At 67.3% G+C, this 23,161-nt stretch carries 25 protein-coding genes and 1 tRNA gene; 13 read left to right on the top strand and 13 right to left on the bottom strand.

Going from position 1 to position 23,161, the window contains the following annotated elements; translation table 11 throughout:
• Window positions 1–9: 9 nt before the first annotated feature.
• The 11 genes from ASC37_RS06085 to ASC37_RS06035 all read right to left on the bottom strand — a co-directional run bounded on the left by ASC37_RS06085 (window position 10) and on the right by ASC37_RS06035 (window position 9,054).
• Complete coding sequence (locus ASC37_RS06085; RefSeq protein ID WP_055423521.1) at window positions 10–1,263, bottom strand: NADH-quinone oxidoreductase subunit D; 1,254 nt, start codon at window positions 1,261–1,263, stop codon at window positions 10–12.
• Window positions 1,256–1,858 (bottom strand): NADH-quinone oxidoreductase subunit C, encoded by a 603-nt coding sequence (locus ASC37_RS06080; RefSeq protein ID WP_055423520.1) that lies wholly within the window; start codon window positions 1,856–1,858, stop codon window positions 1,256–1,258. Before ASC37_RS06080 ends, ASC37_RS06085 begins: the two co-directional genes overlap by 8 nt.
• A 19-nt stretch (window positions 1,859–1,877) precedes the next feature.
• Window positions 1,878–2,354, bottom strand: a complete 477-nt coding sequence (locus ASC37_RS06075) for a NuoB/complex I 20 kDa subunit family protein (RefSeq protein ID WP_055423519.1) — start codon at window positions 2,352–2,354, stop codon at window positions 1,878–1,880.
• A gap of 4 nt (window positions 2,355–2,358) precedes the next feature.
• The gene (locus ASC37_RS06070) at window positions 2,359–2,733 is read right to left on the bottom strand and encodes an NADH-quinone oxidoreductase subunit A (protein WP_055423518.1); all 375 of its coding nucleotides are present in this window, start codon (window positions 2,731–2,733) and stop codon (window positions 2,359–2,361) included.
• A gap of 159 nt (window positions 2,734–2,892) precedes the next feature.
• Window positions 2,893–2,977: transfer RNA gene (locus ASC37_RS06065), tRNA-Leu, on the bottom strand.
• A gap of 51 nt (window positions 2,978–3,028) precedes the next feature.
• A complete protein-coding gene (gene secG / locus ASC37_RS06060) occupies window positions 3,029–3,373 on the bottom strand; it encodes a preprotein translocase subunit SecG (RefSeq protein ID WP_055423517.1) in 345 nt (114 codons plus the stop codon).
• Between the two features lie 11 nt (window positions 3,374–3,384).
• Window positions 3,385–4,146: a triose-phosphate isomerase gene (gene tpiA / locus ASC37_RS06055; RefSeq protein ID WP_055423516.1), complete on the bottom strand. Its 762-nt coding sequence runs from the start codon at window positions 4,144–4,146 to the stop codon at window positions 3,385–3,387.
• Entirely contained in the window at window positions 4,143–5,528 is a 1,386-nt protein-coding gene (gene glmM, locus ASC37_RS06050; protein ID WP_055423515.1) for a phosphoglucosamine mutase, read from the bottom strand. Before glmM ends, tpiA begins: the two co-directional genes overlap by 4 nt.
• Before the next feature lie 56 nt (window positions 5,529–5,584).
• Entirely contained in the window at window positions 5,585–6,430 is an 846-nt protein-coding gene (gene folP / locus ASC37_RS06045) for a dihydropteroate synthase (protein WP_055423514.1), read from the bottom strand.
• Window positions 6,430–8,352 carry an ATP-dependent zinc metalloprotease FtsH gene (ftsH, locus tag ASC37_RS06040; protein WP_055423513.1) on the bottom strand — a complete coding sequence of 641 codons (1,923 nt, stop codon included), beginning with the start codon at window positions 8,350–8,352 and terminating at the stop codon, window positions 6,430–6,432. The genes folP and ftsH overlap by 1 nt, the downstream gene beginning before the upstream one ends.
• A 150-nt stretch (window positions 8,353–8,502) precedes the next feature.
• Window positions 8,503–9,054: a Spy/CpxP family protein refolding chaperone gene (locus ASC37_RS06035; RefSeq protein ID WP_157287450.1), complete on the bottom strand. Its 552-nt coding sequence runs from the start codon at window positions 9,052–9,054 to the stop codon at window positions 8,503–8,505.
• Between the two features lie 183 nt (window positions 9,055–9,237).
• Here ASC37_RS06035 and ASC37_RS06030 point away from each other — a divergent pair, with 183 nt between their 5' ends.
• Genes ASC37_RS06030 through ASC37_RS06015 form a run of 4 tightly spaced genes read left to right on the top strand, consistent with a single transcriptional unit; the run spans window position 9,238 to window position 12,605 of the window.
• Window positions 9,238–9,966: a response regulator gene (locus ASC37_RS06030; protein ID WP_055423511.1), complete on the top strand. Its 729-nt coding sequence runs from the start codon at window positions 9,238–9,240 to the stop codon at window positions 9,964–9,966.
• Window positions 9,967–9,983: 17 nt separating this feature from the next.
• Window positions 9,984–11,342, top strand: a complete 1,359-nt coding sequence (locus ASC37_RS06025) for a sensor histidine kinase (RefSeq protein ID WP_176697461.1) — start codon at window positions 9,984–9,986, stop codon at window positions 11,340–11,342.
• A 38-nt stretch (window positions 11,343–11,380) separates the two neighbouring features.
• A complete protein-coding gene (locus ASC37_RS06020) occupies window positions 11,381–11,749 on the top strand; it encodes a SpoIIAA family protein (RefSeq protein ID WP_055423509.1) in 369 nt (122 codons plus the stop codon).
• Entirely contained in the window at window positions 11,730–12,605 is an 876-nt protein-coding gene (locus tag ASC37_RS06015) for a sulfurtransferase (protein WP_055423508.1), read from the top strand. Before ASC37_RS06020 ends, ASC37_RS06015 begins: the two co-directional genes overlap by 20 nt.
• Before the next feature lie 3 nt (window positions 12,606–12,608).
• Here the strand turns inward: ASC37_RS06015 and murI are convergent, their stop codons facing one another.
• The gene (murI, locus tag ASC37_RS06010) at window positions 12,609–13,427 is read right to left on the bottom strand and encodes a glutamate racemase (RefSeq protein WP_055423507.1); all 819 of its coding nucleotides are present in this window, start codon (window positions 13,425–13,427) and stop codon (window positions 12,609–12,611) included.
• 41 nt (window positions 13,428–13,468) lie between these two features.
• Window positions 13,469–14,551: a tRNA epoxyqueuosine(34) reductase QueG gene (queG, locus tag ASC37_RS06005; protein WP_082438391.1), complete on the bottom strand. Its 1,083-nt coding sequence runs from the start codon at window positions 14,549–14,551 to the stop codon at window positions 13,469–13,471.
• Between queG and tsaE the strand changes: the two genes are divergently transcribed.
• The 9 genes from tsaE to ASC37_RS05960 are packed head-to-tail and all read left to right on the top strand — an operon-like array spanning window position 14,540 to window position 23,161.
• Entirely contained in the window at window positions 14,540–15,019 is a 480-nt protein-coding gene (gene tsaE / locus ASC37_RS06000; protein ID WP_055423505.1) for a tRNA (adenosine(37)-N6)-threonylcarbamoyltransferase complex ATPase subunit type 1 TsaE, read from the top strand. The genes queG and tsaE overlap by 12 nt on opposite strands.
• A complete protein-coding gene (locus tag ASC37_RS05995; protein ID WP_055423504.1) occupies window positions 14,989–16,332 on the top strand; it encodes an N-acetylmuramoyl-L-alanine amidase in 1,344 nt (447 codons plus the stop codon). Before tsaE ends, ASC37_RS05995 begins: the two co-directional genes overlap by 31 nt.
• A gap of 58 nt (window positions 16,333–16,390) precedes the next feature.
• Window positions 16,391–17,344, top strand: coding sequence for a bifunctional riboflavin kinase/FAD synthetase (locus ASC37_RS05990; RefSeq protein WP_055423503.1), 954 nt, complete (start codon window positions 16,391–16,393; stop codon window positions 17,342–17,344).
• A complete protein-coding gene (gene ileS, locus ASC37_RS05985) occupies window positions 17,341–20,154 on the top strand; it encodes an isoleucine--tRNA ligase (RefSeq protein ID WP_055423502.1) in 2,814 nt (937 codons plus the stop codon). The genes ASC37_RS05990 and ileS overlap by 4 nt, the downstream gene beginning before the upstream one ends.
• Complete coding sequence (gene lspA, locus ASC37_RS05980) at window positions 20,151–20,648, top strand: signal peptidase II (RefSeq protein WP_055423501.1); 498 nt, start codon at window positions 20,151–20,153, stop codon at window positions 20,646–20,648. Before ileS ends, lspA begins: the two co-directional genes overlap by 4 nt.
• Before the next feature lie 5 nt (window positions 20,649–20,653).
• A complete protein-coding gene (locus tag ASC37_RS05975; RefSeq protein WP_055423500.1) occupies window positions 20,654–21,082 on the top strand; it encodes an FKBP-type peptidyl-prolyl cis-trans isomerase in 429 nt (142 codons plus the stop codon).
• Window positions 21,083–21,087: 5 nt separating this feature from the next.
• A complete protein-coding gene (ispH, locus tag ASC37_RS05970; protein WP_055423499.1) occupies window positions 21,088–22,026 on the top strand; it encodes a 4-hydroxy-3-methylbut-2-enyl diphosphate reductase in 939 nt (312 codons plus the stop codon).
• Complete coding sequence (gene xseB / locus ASC37_RS05965; protein WP_055423498.1) at window positions 22,023–22,262, top strand: exodeoxyribonuclease VII small subunit; 240 nt, start codon at window positions 22,023–22,025, stop codon at window positions 22,260–22,262. The genes ispH and xseB overlap by 4 nt, the downstream gene beginning before the upstream one ends.
• Window positions 22,259–23,161: a polyprenyl synthetase family protein gene (locus tag ASC37_RS05960; protein WP_055423497.1), complete on the top strand. Its 903-nt coding sequence runs from the start codon at window positions 22,259–22,261 to the stop codon at window positions 23,159–23,161. The genes xseB and ASC37_RS05960 overlap by 4 nt, the downstream gene beginning before the upstream one ends.

Here is a 23,161-nt window from a genome sequence, read left to right as displayed (position 1 = left end):
CTCCCCGTCTCAGCGGTCGATTTCGCCGAAGACGATGTCCATGGTCCCGATGATCGCCACCACGTCGGCGACGAGATGGCCCCGCGCCATGCGGTCCATCGCCGACAGATGCGCGAAACCCGGCGCGCGCAGCTTGACGCGGTAGGGCTTGTTGGCACCGTCGGAGACGGCATAGACGCCGAATTCGCCTTTGGGATGCTCGACCGCAGCATAGACCTCACCCGGCGGCACGTGGATGCCCTCGGTCATCAGCTTGAAGTGGTGGATGAGCTCTTCCATCCCTTCCTTCATCTTGGCCCGCGGCGGCGGGGCCACCTTGTGGTTGTCGGTGATCACCGGGCCCGGGTTCTTGCGCAGCCAGTCGATGCACTGCTTGATGATGCGGTTCGATTGGCGCATCTCTTCCATGCGCACCAGGTAGCGGTCGTAGCAGTCGCCGTTGGTGCCCACGGGAACGTCGAATTCGAGCTGGTCGTAGACCTCGTAGGGCTGCTTCTTGCGCAGGTCCCAGGCCACGCCGGAGCCGCGCAGCATGGGTCCGGTGAAGCCCCAGGCGAGCGCCTGTTCGGGCGAGACGACGCCGATGCCGACGGTGCGCTGCTTCCAGATGCGGTTGTCGGTGAGCAGCTCGTGGTAATCGTCGAGGTACTTGGGGAAGCGCTCGGTAAAATCTTCGAGGAAGTCGAGCAACGACCCCTCGCGGTTGCGGTTGAGCTCGCGTACCCGCTTCTCGTCCTTGACTTTGCTCACCTGGTACTTCGGCATCTGGTCGGGAAGGTCGCGATAGACGCCGCCCGGCCGGTAATAGGCCGCGTGCATGCGCGCACCGGAGACCGCCTCGTACGCATCCATGAGGTCTTCGCGCTCGCGGAAGGTGTAGAGCACCATGGTCATGGCGCCGATGTCGAGCGCGTGCGTGCCGATGTTGAGCAGGTGGTTGAGGATGCGCGTGATCTCGTCGAACATCACCCGGATGTACTGGGCGCGGATCGGCACCTCGATGCCGAGCAGCCGTTCGATGGCCATGCAGTAGGCATGCTCGTTGCACATCATCGAGACGTAGTCCAGCCGGTCCATGTAGGGGACCGATTGCACCCAGGTGCGCGTTTCGGCAAGTTTCTCGGTGCCGCGGTGCAGCAGCCCGATGTGTGGATCGGCGCGTTCGACCACCTCGCCGTCGAGCTCGAGAATGAGCCGCAGCACGCCGTGGGCCGAGGGGTGCTGCGGACCGAAGTTGATCGTGTAGTTGCGGATCTCAGCCATGGTCGACGTCCCCGTAGTGGGCTTCGCGCACGATGCGCGGCGCGTTGACGCGCGGCTCGATCGTGACGGGTTGGTAGATCACACGGCGCAAATGGGGGTCGTAGCGCATCTCGACGTGACCGCTCACCGGAAAATCCTTGCGCAGCGGATGCCCCACGAAGCCGTAATCGGTGAGAATGCGCCGCAAGTCGGGGTGCCCCTCGAAGAGGATGCCGAAGAGGTCGAACGCCTCGCGCTCGTACCAGTCGACGCTGGGCCAGACCTCGATCAGCGAAGGGAGCATGGGAAATTCGTCGTCTTCGGCGAAGGTCTTGAGGCGCAGGCGCACGTTGTGCTGCAACGACAGCAGGTGCACGGCCACGGCGAAGCGCGGGCCAGGCCACGGGCGATTGCCGTAGCCGGAATAATCCAGACCGGAGAGGTCGATGAGCTGCTCGAAAGCCAGATCGGGATGATCGCGCAGCAGCTCGGCCACCACGGGATAGTCGGCGGCGCTCACCCGCAGCGTGACCTCGCCGCGATCGACGAGCACCTCGAGCGCCTTCTCGCCGAGCACCTCCTGCAGGGTTTGCGCCAAACGTTCGATGCGACTCATGGGCAGGATCTCCGGGACTTCAGCGCGCGATGGTCGAGGTGCGCTTGATCTTGTTCTGCAGCTGTATGATGCCGTAGAGCAGCGCCTCGGCCGTAGGCGGGCAGCCAGGCACATAAACGTCTACCGGCACGATGCGGTCGCAACCGCGCACCACCGAGTAGGAGTAATGATAGTAGCCGCCGCCGTTGGCGCACGAGCCCATGGAGATCACCCAGCGCGGCTCGGGCATCTGGTCGTAGACCTTGCGCAGGGCCGGAGCCATCTTGTTGCACAGGGTGCCGGCGACGATCATCACGTCGGATTGGCGCGGGCTGGGACGAAAGACGACGCCAAAGCGGTCGAGATCGTAGCGTGCGCAGCCGGCGTGGATCATCTCCACCGCGCAGCAGGCCAGCCCGAAGGTCATGGGCCACAGCGAGCCGGTACGGGTCCAGTTGATGATCGTATCGAGCGAGGTGGTGAGAAAGCCCTCGCGCATGACCCCTTCGATGCTCATCGTTTCACTCCCAGTCGAGCGCGCCGTTCTTCCACTCGACGACGTAGCCGATCACCAGCACCGCCAAGAAAATCATGACGGTACCGAACACATAGAGCGCGTGCGTCCCCTCGGCGATCATCTCTTTGAAGACCACCGCCCAAGGGAAGAGGAAGGCGATTTCGAGATCGAACAGGATGAAGAGGATCGCAATCAGGTAGTAGCGGACGTCGAAGCGGATGCGCGCATCCTCGAAAGGCTCGAAGCCGCACTCATAGGGCGAGAGTTTTTCCGGATCGGGCCGCCGCGGGCCGAGCAACCAGCCGAGCAAAACCGGCGCCATGCTAAAGAGCAGCGCGACCACGAAAAACACGAACACCGGAAAGTAATTCTCGATCATGATCACCTCTCGGCTGCTCCGCTCGTCGGGAATACGGCCTCATGATAGCGCAAAACCTGCCGCTCTTCAGAGCCCAGACGAACGAAACCCGGCGTTGTCGTTGTTATTTATTTATCATAGATTCGACGAAAAAAAAGCAGCGGTTTCGGCTGCTTTTCCTGGTGCCGACGGTGAGACTCGAACTCACACGGCTTGCGCCACCACCCCCTCAAGATGGCGTGTCTACCAATTCCACCACGTCGGCTTGCGTAGTTCGCGAATTATAGCGGAAGCCCGCGTTTTTGCAAGCGCTCTTTTACTGCGGCACGGCCGGCGCCTGAGAAGGCGCAGGGGCCGACGACTGCGGCGCCGGTTCGGCGGGAGCGCTTTGCATGATGCTCCCCTGCCCTTCGACGCGGCGATGGCTTGCGAGGTAGGTGAGCGTCAAGCTCGTGAGAAAGAAGAGCGTGGCGAGCACCGCCGTGGTGCGGCTGAGGAAATTCGCTCCGCCGCTTGCGCCGAAGAGACTCGCCGAAGAGCCTCCGCCAAAGGCCGCGCCCGCATCGGCCCCCTTGCCCCGCTGCAACAGCACCAGCACGATGAGTGCGACGGCGATGATGACGTGGATCGTCAAGACGACGGAAAACCAGAGTCCAGACATGATTCGTTTCCTTATCCTCGAGCCACCGCGGAACCGGCCGCGGCAACGATGGCAATGAATTCCTCAACAACGCGCGAAGCCGCCCCGACGAGCGCGCCATCGCACCCCGGCACGGCGAAAACCCCTTGGGCGTTGTCCGCCTTGACGCTGCCCCCATAGAGGATCACGACCTCTTCGGCCGGCACCCCGAGCGCCATGAGCCGCTCACGCAAGAAGGCGTGCGCCTCGGCGATGTCGGCCGGCGCGGCCACACGTCCCGTGCCGATCGCCCAGACCGGCTCGTAGGCAAACCAGGCGCGGGAAAGTTTCTCGGGACCGAGCCGGGCGGCGAGCGCCGCCACCTGCCGGCCGAGCGTCTCGCGCCATCCGCCTGCCTCGCGCTCGGCGAGCGTCTCGCCGACGCAGACCACGGGCCGGACGTTTGCCGCCAACAAACGATCGATTTTATCAGCAATCCGTTCGTCCGTCTCGGCAAAAAGCTGACGCCGCTCCGAATGTCCCACGAGGGCGTAGCGACAGCCGAATTCGGCAAGCATTCCGGCGTGCACTTCTCCGGTATAGGCCCCGGCGCCAAAGGGGCTGACGTTCTGCGCCCCCCAGCCGATCGCCGTGCCCTCCAGCACCGCCCTCGCCTGGGTAAGAAAAGGAAAGGGGACACAGACGCCGACCTCGACGCCGGCCGCCGGCGGATGGGCGGCCAGCGCGGCGAGCAGGACGGCGTTGCTCGCCGTATCCCCCAAGGACTTCCAGTTGCCGAGCACGATCTTCTTCATGGGTTCGCCCCCGAGCGCATCGATGCGTTTTCCGCGACGAGCGAGGCTTCGACCGCGGCGGCGAGGTCCTCGGCCCAGCGCCGTACGAGCGCGGCGTCGCGCCCTTCCACCATCACGCGCAACAGCGGCTCGGTGCCGGACGGGCGCAATAAAATCCGTCCCTCCTGCGCAAGATCGGCCTGGGCGGCGCGGCAGGCCTCCACCACCGTCGGTTGTGCCTGCCAATCGTAGCCGCGCGGCACCGGAACGTTGCGCAAGACCTGGGGATAGCGCACGAGATCGGCGCAGGCCTGCGCCAAGGTCTCGCCCCGGCGCCGCAGGGCGGCGAGCACCTGCAGGGCGCTCACGATGCCGTCCCCCGTGGTATGGACCTCGCGGCACAGCAGGTGCCCCGAATTTTCGCCGCCATAGCTCCAGCCCCGCTCGCGCAGCGCCTCGGCGACGTAGCGATCACCCACCTTGGCGCGCACGAGTTTCACGCCGAGCCGCTGCAAGGCGTGCTCCAGCCCCAGATTCGACATAAGCGTACCGACCACGCCTTCGATGGATCCCCCGGAGAGCACCCGATCGCGCACGATCACGTAGAGGAGCTCGTCGCCGTCATAGAGGCGGCCCTCGGCATCGGCCATGATCACCCGGTCTCCGTCGCCGTCGAGGGCGATGCCCAGATCCGCCTCGTGCGTGCGGACCATGGCCTGCAGGTATTCGGGATGCGTCGCCCCGACGCCTTCGTTGATGTTGAAGCCGTTGGGCTGGTTGGCGAGCGCCACCACCTCGGCGCCCAGTTCGTGGAATACCGCCGGAGCCACCTGATAGGCCGCGCCATGGGCACAATCGAGCACCAGCCTCAGCCCTTCGAGCGACATCGAAGCGGGGAACGTGCTCTTGCAGAACTCGATGTAGCGGCCGGCGGCATCGTCCAGCCGGCGGGCGCGGCCCAGCTCGTGCGCCTCACGGCAGACGAGCGGTGCCTCGAGCGCCGCCTCGATCTCGGCTTCCAGCGCATCGGGCAGTTTCTCGCCGTCGGGGCCGAAAAACTTGATGCCATTGTCGGGATAGGGATTGTGCGAAGCGCTCACGACCACGCCGGCTTCCAGCCGCAGGGCGCGGGTGAGATAGGCCACCCCCGGCGTCGGCAAAGGACCACACAGCACCACGTCGACGCCGGCTGCCGACAAACCGGCCTCCAGTGCCGACTCGATCATGTAGCCGGAGATGCGCGTATCCTTGCCGATGAGCACTGCGGGGCGCTTGGCAGCACCGCGTGATTGCCGCGCGAGCACCCGCCCGGCGGCATGGCCCAACTTCAAGATGAAATCCGGCGACATCAGCGGCTCGCCGACGCGGCCGCGAATGCCATCCGTACCGAAATAACGACCCATCCTTACCCCCGGATGACAGAGGGTGCGAATTGTCGCATGAAATCAGACGGCAAGGTTCAGGCCAGCGCCCCGTCTGCGGCGACCGGCCCCAGGGCGCGCAGGATCTCGCGGGCATCGACCGTAGCCGCCACGTCGTGCACCCGCACGATGGAGGCGCCGTTCGCCCACGCGAGCACGGCGGCCGCGAGGCTGCCGGCGAGCCGCTCGCCCACAGGCCGCCCCGTGATCTGCCCGATCATGGTTTTGCGCGACACGCCCACCAAGAGCGGCTGGTGCGCCGCCAGCCGCGGCAAGGCGCGAAAGAGCGCCGCGTTGTGCGCGAGCGTCTTGCCGAAGCCGAAACCCGGATCCCACAGGATGCGCTCGCGCGCAACGCCCGCCGCACATAGCGCCGCCGTGCGCTGCGCGAGGAATGTCTCCACCTCCGCAACCACATCTTCATAGGCAGGAGACTGCTGCATGGTGCGCGGCTCGCCTTTCATGTGCATGACGCACAGGGCGCAGTCGCTGCCGGCCACCGCCTCGATGGCGCCGGGCAGGCGGAATCCGGCCACGTCGTTGATGAGATCGGCCCCGGCGCGCAGCACTTCACGCATCACTTCGGGCTTCATCGTATCGACCGACAGCGGCACCGGCGCCCCGCGCAGGGCTTCCAGCACCGGCAGCAAGCGTTCGAGCTCCCGCTCGGCCGGCACCGGCTCGGCCCCGGGGCGTGTCGACTCCGCCCCGAGATCGAGCAGATCGACTCCCGCCGCGATGAAGGCTTCGGCCTGGCGCAGCGCGCGGTCGTGCTGCGCCCCGAGCCCGTCGCCGGAGAAGGAATCCTCGGTGAGGTTGACGATGCCCATCACTTTCGGCTCGGAGAGATCGAGCCGAAAGCGTCCAGCCTGCAGCCACCGCATCACAGCGCCGGTTCGGGAGAGTCGGGCGCCGCTCCGGGCCGGGGCTCGCTCGCCCGCCCTGGCGAAGAGCCACTGCGGCGTGGCGCACCGCCATTGCCTTGATCCTTGGGCGGACGGGGCGGGCGACCGGCCATGATGTCGTCGATCTGCTCGGCGTCCAGCGTCTCGTATTCGAGCAGGGCCTGGGCGAGCGCCTCGACCTTGTCGCGGTTCTCCTCGATGAGGCGCCGCGCCAGCGCGTACTGCGCGTCGATGATGCGCCGGATCTCGGCGTCGACCTTCTGCATGGTCGCCTCGGAGACGTTGCGGTGCGTGGTCACCGAGCGGCCCAGGAAGATCTCGCCCTCCTCTTCACCATAGACCATCGGGCCGAGCACGTCGGACATGCCCCACTGCGTGACCATCTTGCGCGCGATGTCGGTGGCGCGCTGAAAGTCGTTGGAGGCGCCGGTAGTCATTTGGTGCATGAAGATCTCTTCGCAGATGCGCCCGCCGAAGAGCACGGCGATGGTCTGCAGCAGCCGTTCCCGGTCCTGGCTGTAGCGGTCGCCCTCGGGCAGCTGCATGGTCACGCCCAGGGCGCGACCGCGCGGGATGATGGTGACTTTATGCACGGGGTCGGTCTTGTCGAGGAGCTTGGCCACCACCACGTGCCCGGCTTCGTGATAGGCCGTGTTGCGCCGTTCTTCGTCGGACATGATGAGCGAGCGCCGCTCGGCCCCCATCATGATCTTGTCCTTGGCCCGTTCGAAGTCGTCCATATCCACCAGGCGCTTGTTGCTGCGCGCGGCGAAGAGCGCCGCCTCGTTGACGAGGTTGGCGAGATCCGCGCCGGAGAAGCCGGGGGTGCCGCGCGCAAGGATGGAGACGTCGACATCGGGCGCGATCGGCACTTTGCGCATGTGCACCTTGAGGATCTGCTCGCGGCCGCGCACGTCGGGCAGCGACACCACCACCTGCCGGTCGAAGCGCCCCGGGCGCAGCAGCGCCGGGTCGAGCACGTCGGGACGGTTGGTGGCGGCAATCACGATGATGCCGCTCGCGCCTTCGAAGCCGTCCATCTCGACGAGCAGCTGGTTGAGCGTCTGCTCGCGCTCGTCGTTGCCGCCGCCCAGCCCGGCGCCACGCTGGCGGCCCACGGCGTCGATCTCGTCGATGAAGATGATGCAGGGAGCGTGCTTCTTCGCCTGCTCGAACATGTCGCGCACACGCGCCGCGCCCACGCCCACGAACATCTCGACGAAATCCGAACCCGAGATGCTGAAGAACGGCACCTTGGCCTCGCCGGCGATCGCCTTGGCGAGCAGCGTCTTGCCCGTACCCGGGGGGCCCACCATGAGCACGCCTTTGGGGATGCGCCCGCCCAGATTCTGGAAACGGGAGGGATCGCGCAGGAAATCGACGAGTTCCTGCACTTCTTCCTTGGCCTCGTCGCAGCCAGCGACGTCGGCAAAAGTGACCGTGTTGCTCGACTCGTCAAGCAGACGCGCGCGCGACTTGCCGAAGGAGAAGGCCCCGCCTTTGCCCCCGCCCTGCATCTGGCGCATGAAGAAGACCCACACGCCGATGAGCAACAGCATGGGGAACCAGGACACGAGGATGTTGGTGAGCAGCGACGGGCCCTCGTCCGGCTTGGTCGCCGAGATGCGCACCCCCGCCTTCATGAGGTCGGAGACCATCCAGATATCCTGAACCCCCGGCGTATAGACGGTGATCTGGCGCCCATCGACGGTGAGCGCCTTGACCACGCGCCCATCGATGACCGCCTTGGTGATGCGCCCGGACTTCGCCTCCTCCATGAACTGGGAGTACTCCATGGTGTTGGCGGCGACGGGGCGCTGATCGTTGAACTGGTTGAACACCGTCATCAGCACCATGCCGATGACGATCCAGATCGCGAGGTTCTTGACGACGTTGTTCAAGGGGCGGACTCCTGGTGATGCTACCGATATCGTTTCAGAGCCCATTCTAGAGCCGTTTGTTCCGCACGCCAATAGGACTCACGATCGAAAAAAACGATCGCGACGACGGGATCAGGCAATCACGCGCCGCGATCGTTTCGGCAAAGCCGCTCAGCGGGGACGAGGTCCTCCGCCTTTCGGCCCTTTACCCCAGCGCAGGAACTCGCGATCGAACACGTCGCGCTGCGCGTCGTCGAGCTGGGTGTAGAACTTCTGCACCGCCTCGCGCAGACTGCGCACCGCCTCCAGGTGCGCCGAGAGCATCTCTTCGCGCTGCTGTAGCCGCCCCAGCGCCGTCACGGCGCGCGAGTCCTCCTGATCCCAGCGGTAGGAGAAGAACTGCTCGCGGTGCTTGTCCCAGGCAGCGACGAATTCTTCCCATGCAGCACGCTGCTCGGGGCGCAGATTCAGCAAGCCCTCGAGACGCTTGACCTCGGCCTCGTGGCGCTGCTGCATGCGTTCACGCCATTGCTCCGGCGTCATCTGCTGGCGCGCTGCCGGCCCGGCGCCCGGGCCGGCAGGGCCCATCGGCGCGGGCCCGGGGCCCATCGGCTGGGCAAACCCCGATGCCGCCGCACCGGCCAGTGCCAGCGCGAGCACCCCTTGACGCCAGCGGCGGGCACCCCCTTTCTTTATAGTCGCAGATTGCGTCGTTGCGTTCATCGTCATCTCTCCTTGCGTTCCGTCCCATAGCGGACGAGGTCATTACAGCACACCGACGAGGCGTTTTCCCCTCATCAGGGTTGCGGCGTGTAACGTTTGTTTTCGCCGACGATCGCGCATTTTTCCTTTCGCCGGGGCTGCGCCATAATGGAAGCGACATCTTCCTTGAGGTGGGACGTCGCGATGGAAACCCCTTATCATCTCGTTCTGGTCGACGACGACCACGAATTCCGCCGGCTGCTGGCCGAAGATCTGCGGCGGCGAGGATTCTCGGTCGATGCGGTGGCCGATGCCGCGGCGCTCGACGGGGTGCTGGCGCAACGGCTGCCCGATCTCATCGTGCTCGACTGGATGTTGCCCGGAGAAGACGGCCCCAGCATACTGCGCCGGCTGCGGGCCACCCCCCGCACCCAGGCGGTACCGGTGCTGATGCTCACCGCGCGCAGCGACGATTTCGACCGCGTCTTCGGCCTGGAGGTCGGCGCCGACGACTACCTGACCAAACCCTTCCTGCCGCGTGAGCTGGAAGCGCGCATCAAGGCCATCCTGCGCCGCACGCGCGGCACCGGTGCGCAACCCTCGCTCGCGCCGCGCCGCTGGCGCATCGGCCCGGTCGAATTCGACACCGTGGCCCGCACCCTTCTCTTGCCCGACGGCACGTCGCAGCCGCTCACCGGCAGCGAGTTCGCCCTCTTGTCGCTCTTCGTGCAGCATCCCAATGAAGTGCTCACGCGCGACTACCTCATGCGCGCCACGCGCGGGCGCAGCGCCGACGTGTTCGACCGCGCCATCGACATCGCCGTGAGTCGGCTGCGCGCCAAGCTCGATGCCGACCCGCAGGCGCCGCGCGCGATCCGCGCGGTGCGCGGTCAAGGGTACGTGCTCGCCGCGCCGGTCGACGTGCTCGAATGAACCACCAGGCGCCGCTGATGAACCAAGCGCCGCTGGCTTCCTTCGGCCGGCGTCTGAGCACGCGGCTCGCGTGGGTGGTGAGCGCCGCCGTCGTCACCCTCTTCGCCCTCACGCTGACCCTGCTCGCGCATCACGGCCGTGCCGCGGCCGAGGCGAGGCTGCAGCGCGACGCAGCCCAGGCGCTCGCGCGCGCCGTGACGGTGATGGAGGCCCTGCCCCTGAGCGAACGACTGCAGGCGGCGCAGCCATGGGGGTTCGCGCCGCTCATCGTCGCACCGGCCGCGCCGCCGCTCCAAGCCCGATTCCAACCGCTGCCACCATCCTGGCAAGAGGTGTTCGCCGAATTCCTCGCGCTGGAAGAGCTCACGTTCTGGGAGATCGACAGCGATACCGGGCCCCGCCCAGGCATCACGGTCGTGCTCGCCGACGGCACCCCTCTGAGCGCAATGCTGCCCTCGGCGCCGCACCAACCGCCGCCCGGACTCCCCTGGCGCATCGTCGCTGCGCTCGCGCTCGCCGGGCTCGGCACCTGGCTCATTGCCCTGTGGGCTTTGCGTCGCGTCACTGCGCCACTGGAGCGGCTCATCCATGCGCTCGAGACGTTTACGCCCGAGTCCCCAGCCGCGGTCTTGCCCGAACACGGCCCCTACGAGGTAATGCTCACCGCCCGCACGCTCAACGCCTTGCAGGAACGGCTCGAGCGGCTGCTCGCCGCGCGCACGGCCCTGCTTGCCGGCATCGCGCACGACCTGCGCACGCCGCTGGCGCGCATCCGCCTGCGCCTGGAATCGCTGCCCGAAGACGAGACCCGCGCCGGCATCGAACGCGACCTCAGCGAAATGCAGCGTCTCATCGAACTCAGCCTCGACTATGCCCGCAGCCTCACTCCCCGCCTCGAATACCAGGACGTGGACCTCGTCGCCTTCACCGCCGATCTGCTCGACCTCTATCACGAAGGGGGCGCCGAGATCGAGGCCGACTTGCCCGCCTCGGCGCTGACGGCGCACCTCGATCCGACCGCGCTCGGACGCATCCTCGCCAACCTGCTCGACAATGCCCTGCGCTACGGGACGCAGGCCAAGCTGCGCTTACGGCCCCTTGCCGGCGGATGCTGCGAATTCATCGTCGAAGACGACGGACCGGGCATTCCGCCCGAGGCGCGCGAGGCTGTGCTCGAACCTTTCGTGCGGCTGGAACCTTCGCGCAACCCCGACACCGGCGGCAGCGGCCTGGGATTGTCGATCGCGGCCAACCTCGCCCGCGCCCTGCATGGCCGCCTATCCCTGGAGGCAGCGCAACCGCACGGGTTGAGGGCGGTCTTGCGCTTGCCCTTGCGCCCGGATGCGACTTGCAGCGGCGGCACTGTGCCGCTATAGTGTGAAACGACCTTTCCGCCCGCAGGGAGCCCGCCGCCGTGATCACCATCGAAGTACGCGACGACTTCATTTCCGCCGCCGTCTTCGGCGAATTCACGCTCGAGGATTTCAAGGAATTCGAGGATGCGGTCGAATACCGCAACCGTTTCGGCGGTCCGGTCGACGTGCTGCTCGACCTGCGCGGCATGCTGGGGTTCACGATCGATGCCGCGTGGGAGGAATTCCGCTTCGCCCGTCAGCATCCGAGCGACTTTCGCCGCATCGCCATCGTGGCCGAAGACGATTGGCTCGCCCTGCTCACCTGGCTCGAGAGCCTTTTCCTCGAAGCGGAGATCAAGGTGTTCGATTCCGAGGAAGAGGCGCTTTCCTGGCTCAAGGAAGGGCGAAATGAACGCGGTAATCCATGAGTCCTTCGCCCATCTCGTCTCTACCCGCACGCTCGCCGAACACCTGGACGATCCTTCCTGGCGGGTGATCGACTGCCGGCACGATCTCAGCGATCCGGCGCTCGGGCGTCGGGCTTGGATGGAAGCCCATATCCCCGGAGCGATCTTCTGGCATCTGGACGAAGATCTCTCCAGCCCGCGCACCGGCACGAACGGCCGCCATCCGTTGCCGCCGTACGGCGACTTCGTTCGTTTCGTGGGGGCGTGCGGCCTCACGCCCGAGACGCAGGTCGTGGTCTACGATGACGATGGGGGGATGTTCGCGGCGCGCGCCTGGTGGATGCTGCGCTGGATCGGGCATCGGCGCGTGGCCGTGCTCGACGGCGGCTGGAACGCCTGGCGCAGCGACAACCTGCCGTTCGATCGCAGCGTTCGGCAAGCGGGGCCGTGCATCTACCCCGCCGCGCCCGAGCCGTGCATGCCCACCGTCACCACCGAAGAGCTCCTCGCCCAGCTCGGGAGCGGTCGCTTTCTCATCGTGGATGCCCGCAGTCCCGACCGCTATCGCGGCGAGAACGAGGCGCTCGACCCGGTCGCGGGGCACATCCCCGGCGCCGTCAACCGCTTCTATCGCCTCAACCTCGACGAGCACGGCCGATTCCGTCCGCCCGAGGTGCTGCGCGCCGAGTTCGCGGCCTTGCTTGCTGGCCGCGATCCGTCGGAAGTGGTGCATCAGTGCGGTTCCGGCGTCACCGCCTGCCACAACCTGCTGGCCATGGAATCGGCGGGGCTTTGCGGCTCGCGCCTCTACCCCGGCTCGTGGAGCGAGTGGTGCGCCGATGCGCGCCGACCCGTCGCCACCGGGCCCGAGCCTTGAGCCCTACTCCGGCACGTCGACCCGCACTACCTCCGGCAAAGCCCGCCCCAGGAATCGTTCGGCGATGGTCTGGAAACGCAGCGGCACGTCCGTGACGTAGAAGCGGTGCCGCGGCACGCTGCCGGCACCGGCGCGCAGACCCTCCGCACCATCGAGTACCCGCGCCGCCTGCTCGGCCGTGGTCACGGCCGAATCGACGATGCGCACCTGCGGTCCGGCGATGTCGGCGAGCACCGGCTTGAGCAAGGGATAATGGGTGCAGCCGAGCACGAGGGTGTCCACTCCTTCGGCGAGCACCGGCTTGAGGTACTCCTCGGCGGTGAGGCGCGTGACCGGATGGTCGAGCCAGCCTTCTTCCACCAGCGGCACGAAGAGGGCACAGGCTTGTGAATGCACCCGCACATCGCCGCGCAGCGCATGAATGCGAAGCGCATAGGTGTTGCTGTTGATGGTGGTCGGCGTACCGATCACGCCCACCGTGGCGTTGCGCGTGGCCGCCACCGCCGCCCGGGCGCCAGCCTCGATCACGTCGAGCACCGGCACGTTCGGTCCGGCGAGCGTGCGCACCACTTCCTGCGCCACCGCCGCCATGGTGTTGCACGCCACGATCAGCATCTTCACGTCCTGCGCGAGCAGGAAACGGGTGAGCTGGGCCGCGTAACGCGCGATGGTGTCCGGCGACTTGATCCCATAGGGCACGCGCGCCGTGTCGCCGAAATAGACGATGGATTCGAACGGTAGCCGCTCCATGAGCGCGCGCACCACGGTCAGGCCGCCCACGCCGGAATCGAACACCCCGATGGGGCGATCCGCCTTCGTCATCCTGTGCCTTCCCTGCAAAAGCGCGAGTGTAGCACCGCCCTTCAAGACACTCCATGCCGCGCGAGCGCCCAGGCGACATGCTCACGCACCAGGGCGGAGGGATGCTCGCGCCGTGCCATGAGCGCCGCCACCACCTCCGGACTCGTGGGGGCGTTGCCCAGGGCCACGGCCAGGTTGCGCAGCCACCGTTCCCAACCGATGCGCCGTATCGGACTGCCGGCGAACTTTTCCAGGAACTCGCCCTCGCTCCAAGCAAAGAGCGAAGTGAGCATCGGAGCATCCAGCCCGTGGCGCGGCGTGAATTCGGGCAGATCGACGCGCCGCGCGAAGCGGTTCCACGGGCAGACGAGCTGGCAATCGTCGCAGCCATAGATGCGGTTGCCGATCGCCGGACGCAGGACTTCGGGAATCGGCCCGGGATGCTCGATGGTCAAATAAGAGATACAGCGGCGCGCGTCCAGCCGGTACGGCGCCACGATCGCCCGCGTGGGGCACAGGTCGAGGCAGCGGGTGCATCGCCCGCAGTGGGCTTCGATCGGCGCGTCGACCGGCAGGGGCCAGTCGGTGAAGATCTCGCCGAGAAAGAAGAACGACCCTTCCTCGCGGTTCAATAAGAGCGTGTGCTTGCCGCGCCAGCCGAGCCCCGCGCGCTCGGCAAGGGCCACTTCCATCACCGGCGCCGAATCGACGAAGACCCGCCCCCGGTGCGGCCCCATCGCCTCCATGAACGCGACGAGCCGCGCCAAGCGCGCGCGCACCGCTTTGTGGTAATCCCGCCCCAGGGCATAGCGCGACACGTAGCCGAGCCCCGGGTCAGCGAGCACTTCCTGCGCCGGTGCCGCATCCGCCGGCCAATAGGGGAAGCGCAAAGAGATCACCCGTACCGTGCCCGGCACCAGTTCGGCGGGACGCGCGCGCAAAAGCCCGTGTCGGCGCATATAATCCATCTCACCGTGGAATCCGGCTTCCAGCCAGGCGAGCAGGCCCGCCTCGCACGCCGACAGGTCGGGCTCGACCACCCGCATCGCCGAAAACCCGAGCCTGGCCGCTGCTTCGGCGATCGCGCGTTTGCGCACCGCCCAGTCGATAGGTTCCACCGTCCGAGGCCTCTCATGTCCTTGCATCGCGAACTCCTTCTCCCCCTTGCCGACGAAGCCGCCACGGCGGCGCTCGCCCAGCGTCTCGCCCCCTGCCTCGCTCCCGGCTGGGTCATCCATCTCGTCGGCCCCCTTGGCGCCGGCAAGACCACCTTCGTGCGCGCAATGCTGCGCGCCCTGGGGCACACCGGCCCCGTCAAGAGCCCGACCTACGGACTCGTCGAACCGTACACCGTGTCCGGTTTGAACCTGTATCATTTCGATTTCTACCGCTTCGCGACGCCAGAGGAATTCTTCGGCGCCGGACTCGACGAATACTTCGACGGCACGGGCGTGTGCCTCGTCGAATGGCCGGAAAAAGCCGCACCGCACACGCCGGCGCCGGATCTGACGCTCGCGCTCGCGCCGCGTCCCGACGGCAGCCGCGAAGCCCGACTCACCGCTTCGACCCCGAGGGCCAGCGAATGCCTCGACCGTCTCGCCCCATCGCGCTGACCGATACCGTCACGCCCCGCAGGCGGCGCTTTCTCGGCCAGGCGGGTGCGCTGCTTGCCGCCTTCACCCTCACGCCCCGCTTGGGCTGGGCGCAGGGAGCGGCCTTCGTCGCCGTGCGCGCCTGGCCGGCCGAAGACTATACGCGAATCACGCTGGAGGCGAACCAGCCGCTGCATTTCGAATACCAGTTCGTCCCCGATCCCGACCGCCTGGTGATCGACCTGCCGGGCATGAGCCTCGACGAAGTCCTCAAGAGCCTGCCGGGCAAGATCTCGGCCGAGGACCCCTACATCCAAGGCGTACGGGTGGGTCAGTTCCGTCCCGACGTCGTGCGGGTAGTCATCGACCTCAAGCAGAAAGCCGAACCCCAGATCTTCACCCTGGATCCGGTGGCGCAGTACCGCCATCGCCTGGTGATCGACGTCTACCCCAAAACGCCGCGCGATCCGATCCAAGCGCTGCTTGCCGAACTCGGCAACAAGCATGGGGCCTCATCGACGGCCGGCACCCCCCAGCTGAGCGAGACCCCCGACCTTCCCCCTGCGGCCACCCTTTCTCCGCCAGCCAAGGGCCGGACTCCAGCCAGCGCCCCCTACGTGATCGTCATCGACCCTGGCCACGGCGGCGAGGATCCGGGCGCGATCGGCCGCTTCGGCTCGCGCGAAAAAGACGTGACCCTGGCCGTGGCCCGCCGGCTGAAACGTATCCTGGATGCGCAGCCCAAGCTGCGCTGCGCCCTCACCCGCAACGACGACTATTTCGTTCCCCTGGGTGAGCGCGTGCGCCGCGCCCGCGCCGCCCAGGCCGACCTCTTCGTGTCGATCCACGCCGATGCCGTCGTCGGCTCGGATGCGCGCGGCAGCTCCGTCTATGTGCTGAGCGACCGCGGAGCCTCGAGCACCACCGCCCGCTGGCTCGCCAACAAGGAAAACGAAGCCGATCTCATCGGCGGGGTCAACCTGGGGCAAAAAAACGAGCACGTCGCCAAGACCCTGCTCGATCTCTCGCTCACGGCCACCATGCAGGATTCTGCCAAGCTCGGCCGTCACCTTCTCACTTCGCTCGGCGAGATCAACCCCTTGCACAAACGCGACATCGAATACGCCAACTTCGCCGTGCTGCGCAACCCCGACGTGCCCGCCGTGCTCATCGAAACCGCCTTCATCAGCAATCCCGAGGAAGAACGCCGCCTCAACGACCCCGCCTACCAGGAGCGGTTGGCGCAGGCGATCAGCAAGGGGCTGCAGCGCTATCTCGAAGCCGCTGCACCGACGCCGCGGCTCCTGATGGCAGCCCGAGACGGCAAAGGCTGAAACGGCGCCGTTTCGCTGCACAGCCGATATAATCGAAGTTTTTTCCGGCATAGCGGCTATGCGCGTCATCCGAGGCATCGGCGGACCTCATCCGCCCACCGTGCTGACGATCGGCAATTTCGACGGCGTCCATCGCGGACACCAGGTCTTGTTGCGCCTGGTGCGGGAGCGCGCCGACGAAGCGCACGCCCAAGCCGCCGCCCTCACCTTCGAGCCCCACCCGCGTGAATTCTTTGCGCCGCAGGCCGCCCCGCCGCGGCTGAGCTCCCTGCGCGAAAAGCTCCTCGCGCTCGCCGACTCGGCGCTCGACCGCCTGCACGTGCTGCGATTCGATTCTCGCCTTGCGCGACTCGGGGCTGAGGAATTCATCGAAACGCTGCTCGTGCGCGGGCTCAACGTCCAGCACCTCGTCATCGGAGACGACTTCCGTTTCGGCGCCCGGCGCAGCGGCGGGCTCGCCGAACTGCTCGAAGCCGGCGAGCGATTCGGCTTCACCGTCGAGCCGGTGCCGGAAGTGCGCATCGACGGACTGCGCGTCTCCAGCAGCCTCATCCGTACCCTGGTGGCCGAGGGAAAGCTCGAACAGGCCGCTCGGCTGCTCGGTCGCCCTTACAGCATCGAGGGCCGGGTGATGCACGGCGAAAAGCTCGGGCGCGCGCTCGGCTTTCCCACCGCCAACATCCCCTTGTCTGCGCGCCGGCTCGCACCGCCGGGCGTCTATGTCTGCAGCGTCGTGGGGCTTGCCGCCTCGCCCCTGCCCGCGGTGGCCAACATCGGCCTGCGCCCGACCGTGGGCGGGCTCACGCCGCGGCTCGAAGTCCATCTGCTCGACTGGAGCGGCGAATGCTACGGTCGCCGCGTGTGCGTCGCCTTTTTCCACAAACTGCGCGAGGAACGCAAATTCGCCGATCTGGACGCCCTGCGCGCCCAGATCGGCGAAGACGTCGTCCATGCCCGCCAATGGCATCGGCACCACGGCGCAGCGTTCCCCCTGACCGAGGATCATCCATGACCGACTACCGCGCCACGCTCAATCTGCCCGATACCCCCTTCCCCATGCGCGCCAACCTCGCCAAGCGCGAACCCGGCTGGATCGCGCAATGGCAGCAGAAAAAGCTCTATCGCAAGATCCGCGAGGTCTGCCGCGGCCGCCCCAAATTCGTGTTGCACGACGGCCCGCCCTACGCCAATGGCGACATCCACATCGGGCACGCGGTCAATAAGATCCTCAAGGACATCATCGTGCGCTCGAAGACGCTGGCCGGGTTCGATGCCCCCTACGTTCCGGGCTGGGATTGCCATGGCCTGCCGATCGAACACCAGATCGAAAAACTCTACGGCAAACACCTGCCGCCGGACGAAGCCCGCCGCCGCTGCCGCGAATACGCCGCCGAGCAGATCCAGCGCCAGATGAAAGATTTCATTCGCCTGGGCGTGCTGGGCGACTGGGACAATCCCTACCTCACGATGAACTTTGCCAACGAGGCGAACGAGATCCGGGCGCTGGGCAAGATCTACGAGCGCGGCTACCTCTACAAGGGGCTCAAACCCGTCAACTGGTGCTTCGACTGCGGCTCGGCCCTGGCCGAAGCCGAGATCGAGTACGCCGAGCGCACCTCGCCGGCGATCGACGTCGGCTTTTCCCTAGAAGACCCCGCCGAGCGCGCGCGCCTTGCCCACGCCTTCGGCCTGAGCGAGCCGCCGCAGGGGCCGATCTACGCCGTGATCTGGACCACCACGCCGTGGACGATCCCTGCCAACCAGGCGATCAACGTGCACCCCGAAGTCGTCTACGAGCTGGTAGCCACGCCCCGCGGCGCCCTCATCCTCGCCGCGGCGCTGCGCGAACAGGCGCTCGCGCGCTACGGGCTCGAGGGGCGCGTGCTGGGCGCGGCGCACGGCGCGGCGCTCGACCGGCTGCGTTTCCGCCACCCTTTCTACGCCCGCGACAGCCTGGTGATCGCGGCCGATTACGTCGATGTCTCCACCGGCACGGGGCTGGTGCATTCGGCCCCGGCCTACGGCGTCGACGACTTCCTCACCTGCCTCAAGGCCGGCATGCGCCAGGAAGACATCCTCATGCCGGTGCGCGGCGACGGGACCTACGACCCTGCGCTCCCCTTCTTCGGTGGGCTCTCGATCTGGGACGCGAACCCGAAGATCGTCGCCAAGCTCGAAGAAGTCGGATCGCTCTTTGCCCACGCGCCGATCCGCCACAGCTACCCCCACTGCTGGCGCCACAAGAGTCCGACGATCTACCGCGCCACCGGCCAGTGGTTCATCGCCATGGACACGATTCCCGGCCGCGCCCTGCCCGACGGCGAGACCCTGCGCGACAAAGCCTTGCGCGGCGTGGACGCTACCCGTTTCTACCCCGCCTGGGGCCAGGCACGGCTGCATGCCATGATCGCCAATCGCCCCGACTGGTGCATCTCGCGCCAACGCAACTGGGGCGTGCCGATCGCCTTCTTCGTCGACAAGACCACGGGCGAACCGCACCCCGCTACGGCGCAGCTCATCGAGGAAGTCGCCCGGCGCGTCGAGCGCGAGGGAATCGACGCCTGGTTCCGGCTCGATCCCCGCGAACTCCTTGGCGAGGAAGCCGATCGCTACGAGAAAGTGCTCGACACGCTCGACGTGTGGTTCGACTCCGGCACCACCCACGTGCACGTGCTGCGCGGCTCGCACCCCGAGCTGGGACACCCGGCCGACCTCTACCTAGAGGGTTCCGACCAGCACCGTGGCTGGTTCCACTCGTCGCTGCTCACCGGCTGCGCCATCGACGGGCATCCGCCCTACCGGGGGCTGCTCACGCACGGCTTCGTGGTCGACGGCCAAGGGCTGAAGATGTCGAAGTCGCGCGGCAACGTCGTCGCGCCGCAGCAGGTCGCCGACACGCTCGGCGCCGAAATCCTGCGCCTGTGGGTGGCCGCCACCGACTATTCCGGCGAGCTCACCATCTCCAAGGAAATCCTCGATCGCGTCGTCGAGGTCTACCGGCGGCTGCGCAACACCCTGCGCTTCATGCTCGCCAACGTGGCCGACTTCGAGCACACGCGCGATGCGGTGCCGGTGGAAGACATGGTGGAGCTCGACCGCTACGCCCTGCTGCGCCTGGCGCGCCTGCAGGCGCAGGTCTGCGCCGACTACGAGCGTTTCGAATTCCACAAGGTGGTGCAGGCGCTGCAGAACTACGCCGCCGAGGAACTGGGCGCCTTCTATCTCGACGTCCTCAAGGATCGTCTCTACACGACGCCTGCCAATGGCCTGCCGCGGCGCTCGGCGCAGACGGCGATCCACCACATCCTGCACGCCTTCGTGCGCCTGATGGCGCCGGTGCTCGCTTTCACCGCCGAAGAGATCTGGACCTACCTCACCGGCAGCGACGACGACAGCGTGATGCTGCACACCTGGCACAAGATTCCGGCGGTCCCACAGGCCGAGACGATCGAGCGGCGCTGGGCGACCGTGCTCGAGACGCGCGAGGCGGTCAACAAGGCGATCGAGGCGGTGCGCATGCAGGGCCGCATCGGCCCTTCGTTGCAGGCCGAAGTCACGATCCGCGCTCACGGCGAACGCTACACGGCGCTCGCGGCCTTGGGCGAAGAGCTCAAGTTCGCCCTCATCACCTCCCAAGTGCGCCTCGTCGAGGTCGATACCCCCGAAGCCGAGGGCATCGAGATCGAACCGAGCCCGCACGCCAAATGCGAGCGCTGCTGGCACTATGAGGCCGACGTGGGCCGCGACCCCGAGCACCCCACCCTGTGCGCACGCTGCATCGACAATCTGCACGGCGCGGGCGAGACGCGCCGCTGGGCATGAGCGCCTTCGCCCGGCTACGGCCGACGCTTGCCGTCGCCCTGGCGGTGATCGCGCTCGACCAGGGCAGCAAGATCGCCCTCTCGCGCTGGCTTCCCGAGGGCGAACGCCTGGTGCTCGCGCCTTTCCTACAGCTCGTCTCGGTATACAATACCGGCGCGGCCTTCAGCTTTCTCGCCCAAGCCGGCGGCTGGCAGCGAGGACTCTTCCTCGCCCTCGCGTTCGGCGTGAGCGCGTGGCTGTCGTGGCTCGCCGCGAGCCCGGGGGCGGAACGGATGGAGCGCTTCGCCTACGGCCTGATCGTCGGCGGCGCGCTCGGCAACGCCATCGATCGGCTGGCGCACGGCGCCGTCTACGATTTCCTGCTCTTTCACGCCGGGCGCTGGGCTTGGCCCGCCTTCAATCTTGCCGACAGCGCCATCACGGTCGGTGTGGCGCTGCTGCTGTGGCACTACCGCCGGCCCCACGATACCCCTCGCCCCGCTTCCCAGGAATGAGCGACATGACCGACACCGTCCGCCCCGACAGCCTCGTTACCCTGCACTACCGCTTTCTCCTCGAAGACGGCACCGCCGTGGTGAGTACCTTCGAGGCCACTCCCGCCACCTTGCAGCTCGGCACCGGCGAAGTGCTGCCGGCGCTCGAGCGCTGCCTGGCGGGCCTGCGCGTGGGCGAGCGCCGCGTCTTCACGCTGCCGCCCGAAGAAGCCTTCGGCCCGCATCGCCCCGAGCTCGTCGAGCGCGTGGCGCGCGCCGATTTCCCCCCGGAAGTCACCGACGCGATGACGCTCCTGGAATTCGCCGCCCCCGACGGTTCGCGCTACGCGGGGCTGGTGCGGGAACTCACCGAAGAATACGGCGTCGTGGACTTCAACCATCCGCTCGCCGGCAAGACCGTCCGGCTCGAAGTGCACATCATCGGCATCAGCTGAATCCCATGAACGCCGCCCCCACCGTCCTGCTCGCCAATCCCCGCGGCTTCTGTGCCGGAGTCGATCGGGCCATCGAGATCGTCGAGCGGGCGCTCGAGCACTTCGGCGCCCCCATCTACGTGCGCCACGAGATCGTGCACAACCGCCACGTGGTCGAGTCGTTGCGCGCGCGCGGCGCCGTCTTCGTCGAAGAGCTCGACGAGGTACCCGACGGAGCCGTGGTCGTCTTCAGCGCCCACGGCGTGGCCCAAGGAGTCCATGAGCGCGCCCGCGCGCGCGGCCTCACCGTGCTCGACGCCACCTGCCCGCTGGTGACCAAGGTGCACCACGAAGTACAGCGCCTGCACCGCCAAGGCTACGACATCGTGATGATCGGCCACCGAGGGCATCCCGAGGTGGAAGGCACGATGGGGCAGGTGCCCGATCGCATCCACCTCGTCGAGACCGAGGAGGACGTCGCCCGGCTCACGCTCGACCCCGAACGCTGCGCCTACGTCACCCAGACGACGCTGTCGGTCGACGACGCCCGGCGCCTCATCGAGCGGCTCACCGCACGCTATCCGCACATCCTCGGTCCGAAAAAAGACGACATCTGCTACGCCACGCAAAACCGTCAGGACGCCGTCAAGCGCCTTGCCGCCCAATGCGATCTCGTGCTGGTGATCGGCTCGCCCAACAGCTCCAATTCCAACCGCCTGCGGGAAGTGGCCGCGGGGTTGGGGGTTCCGGCGCACCTCATCGAGGACGAAACGGCGCTCACCGCCGAAACGATCGAGGGCGCGCGGCGCATCGGCCTCACCGCCGGCGCTTCGGCCCCGGAAGCACTCGTACAGCGCGTGCTCGCCCGGTTGCGGGAACTGGGCGCTGCCGAAATCGCCGAGCTGCCGGGCGTGGCGGAAAACGTCCGCTTCACCCTTCCCAAAACCCTCACGGAGGCGACATGAGCGAATCCACTGCCGCACCCGAGCACCTCGACTTCGAAGCCGCGCTCACCGAACTCGAGCGCATCGTCCAGGCGCTGGAAACCGGCCGCCTGCCGCTGGAGACGGCGCTGCAGCGCTATCAGCAAGGCGTGGCGCTGGTGCGTCGCTGCCGTCAGGTGCTCGACGAAGCCGAGCAGCGGCTGCTCGCCATCGAAAACGGCACTCTCGTGCCCCTCGACCCGCCCGCCGAACGATGACGTTCTCTGAGCGCGAACCGTTCGAGACGTGGTGCGAGCGCCGCCGCGCCCTCGTCGAACACTTCCTCGATCAGATCCTGCCCGCCGCCGAGGCCGAACCCCAGCGCCTGCACGAAGCGATGCGCTACGCCGTGCTCGGCGGCGGCAAGCGCATCCGGCCGCTGCTCGTCTTCGCTTCCGGCGAGGGGTTCGATGCCCCCATCGAGACCCTGTTGCCCGTCGCTGCGGCGGTCGAGCTCATCCACGTCTATTCTCTGGTGCACGACGACCTCCCCGCAATGGATGACGACGCGCTACGCCATGGCCGTCCCACCGTCCATGTGGCCTTCGACGAAGCCACGGCCCTGCTCACGGGGGATGCGCTCCAGACGCTCGCCTTCCAGCTGCTCGCCACGCCGCTTCCCGGCCTGTCACCCGATCGCCAGCTCGGCCTCTTGCGTGGCCTCGCCCGCGCGGCCGGCTCGCACGGCATGGCCGGTGGCCAGGCACTCGACCTCGCTGCCACCGGCCGCAAGATTCCCCTCGAAGCGCTGCAAACGCTGCATCGGTGCAAGACCGGGGCGCTCATCCGCTACGCCGTGCTCGCCGGAGCGTACTGCGACGATCCCGAGTCTCGAGCCTATGCCGCGCTCGAACGCGGCGCCAACGCCTTGGGGTTGCTCTTCCAGATCACCGACGACATCCTGGACGCCACCGCCGACAGCGCCACCCTGGGCAAGACGGCCGGCAAGGACGAGCGCCACGCCAAGGCCACCTACGTCACGCTCCTGGGATTGGAGGGAGCGATCGAGGCGGCCCAGCGCACCCTGGAAGAAACCCTCGGTGCGCTCGAACCGGTGGGCGCGCGCGCCGAGCGCCTGCGCGAGCTCGCCCGTTTCGTTGCCAACCGCCGGCGCTGA

This window comes from Tepidiphilus thermophilus, assembly GCF_001418245.1.
GTDB lineage: Bacteria > Pseudomonadota > Gammaproteobacteria > Burkholderiales > Rhodocyclaceae > Tepidiphilus > Tepidiphilus succinatimandens.
The sequence above is the reverse complement of the archived record's forward strand: the minus strand, read 5'-3'. Positions and strand labels throughout refer to the sequence as shown.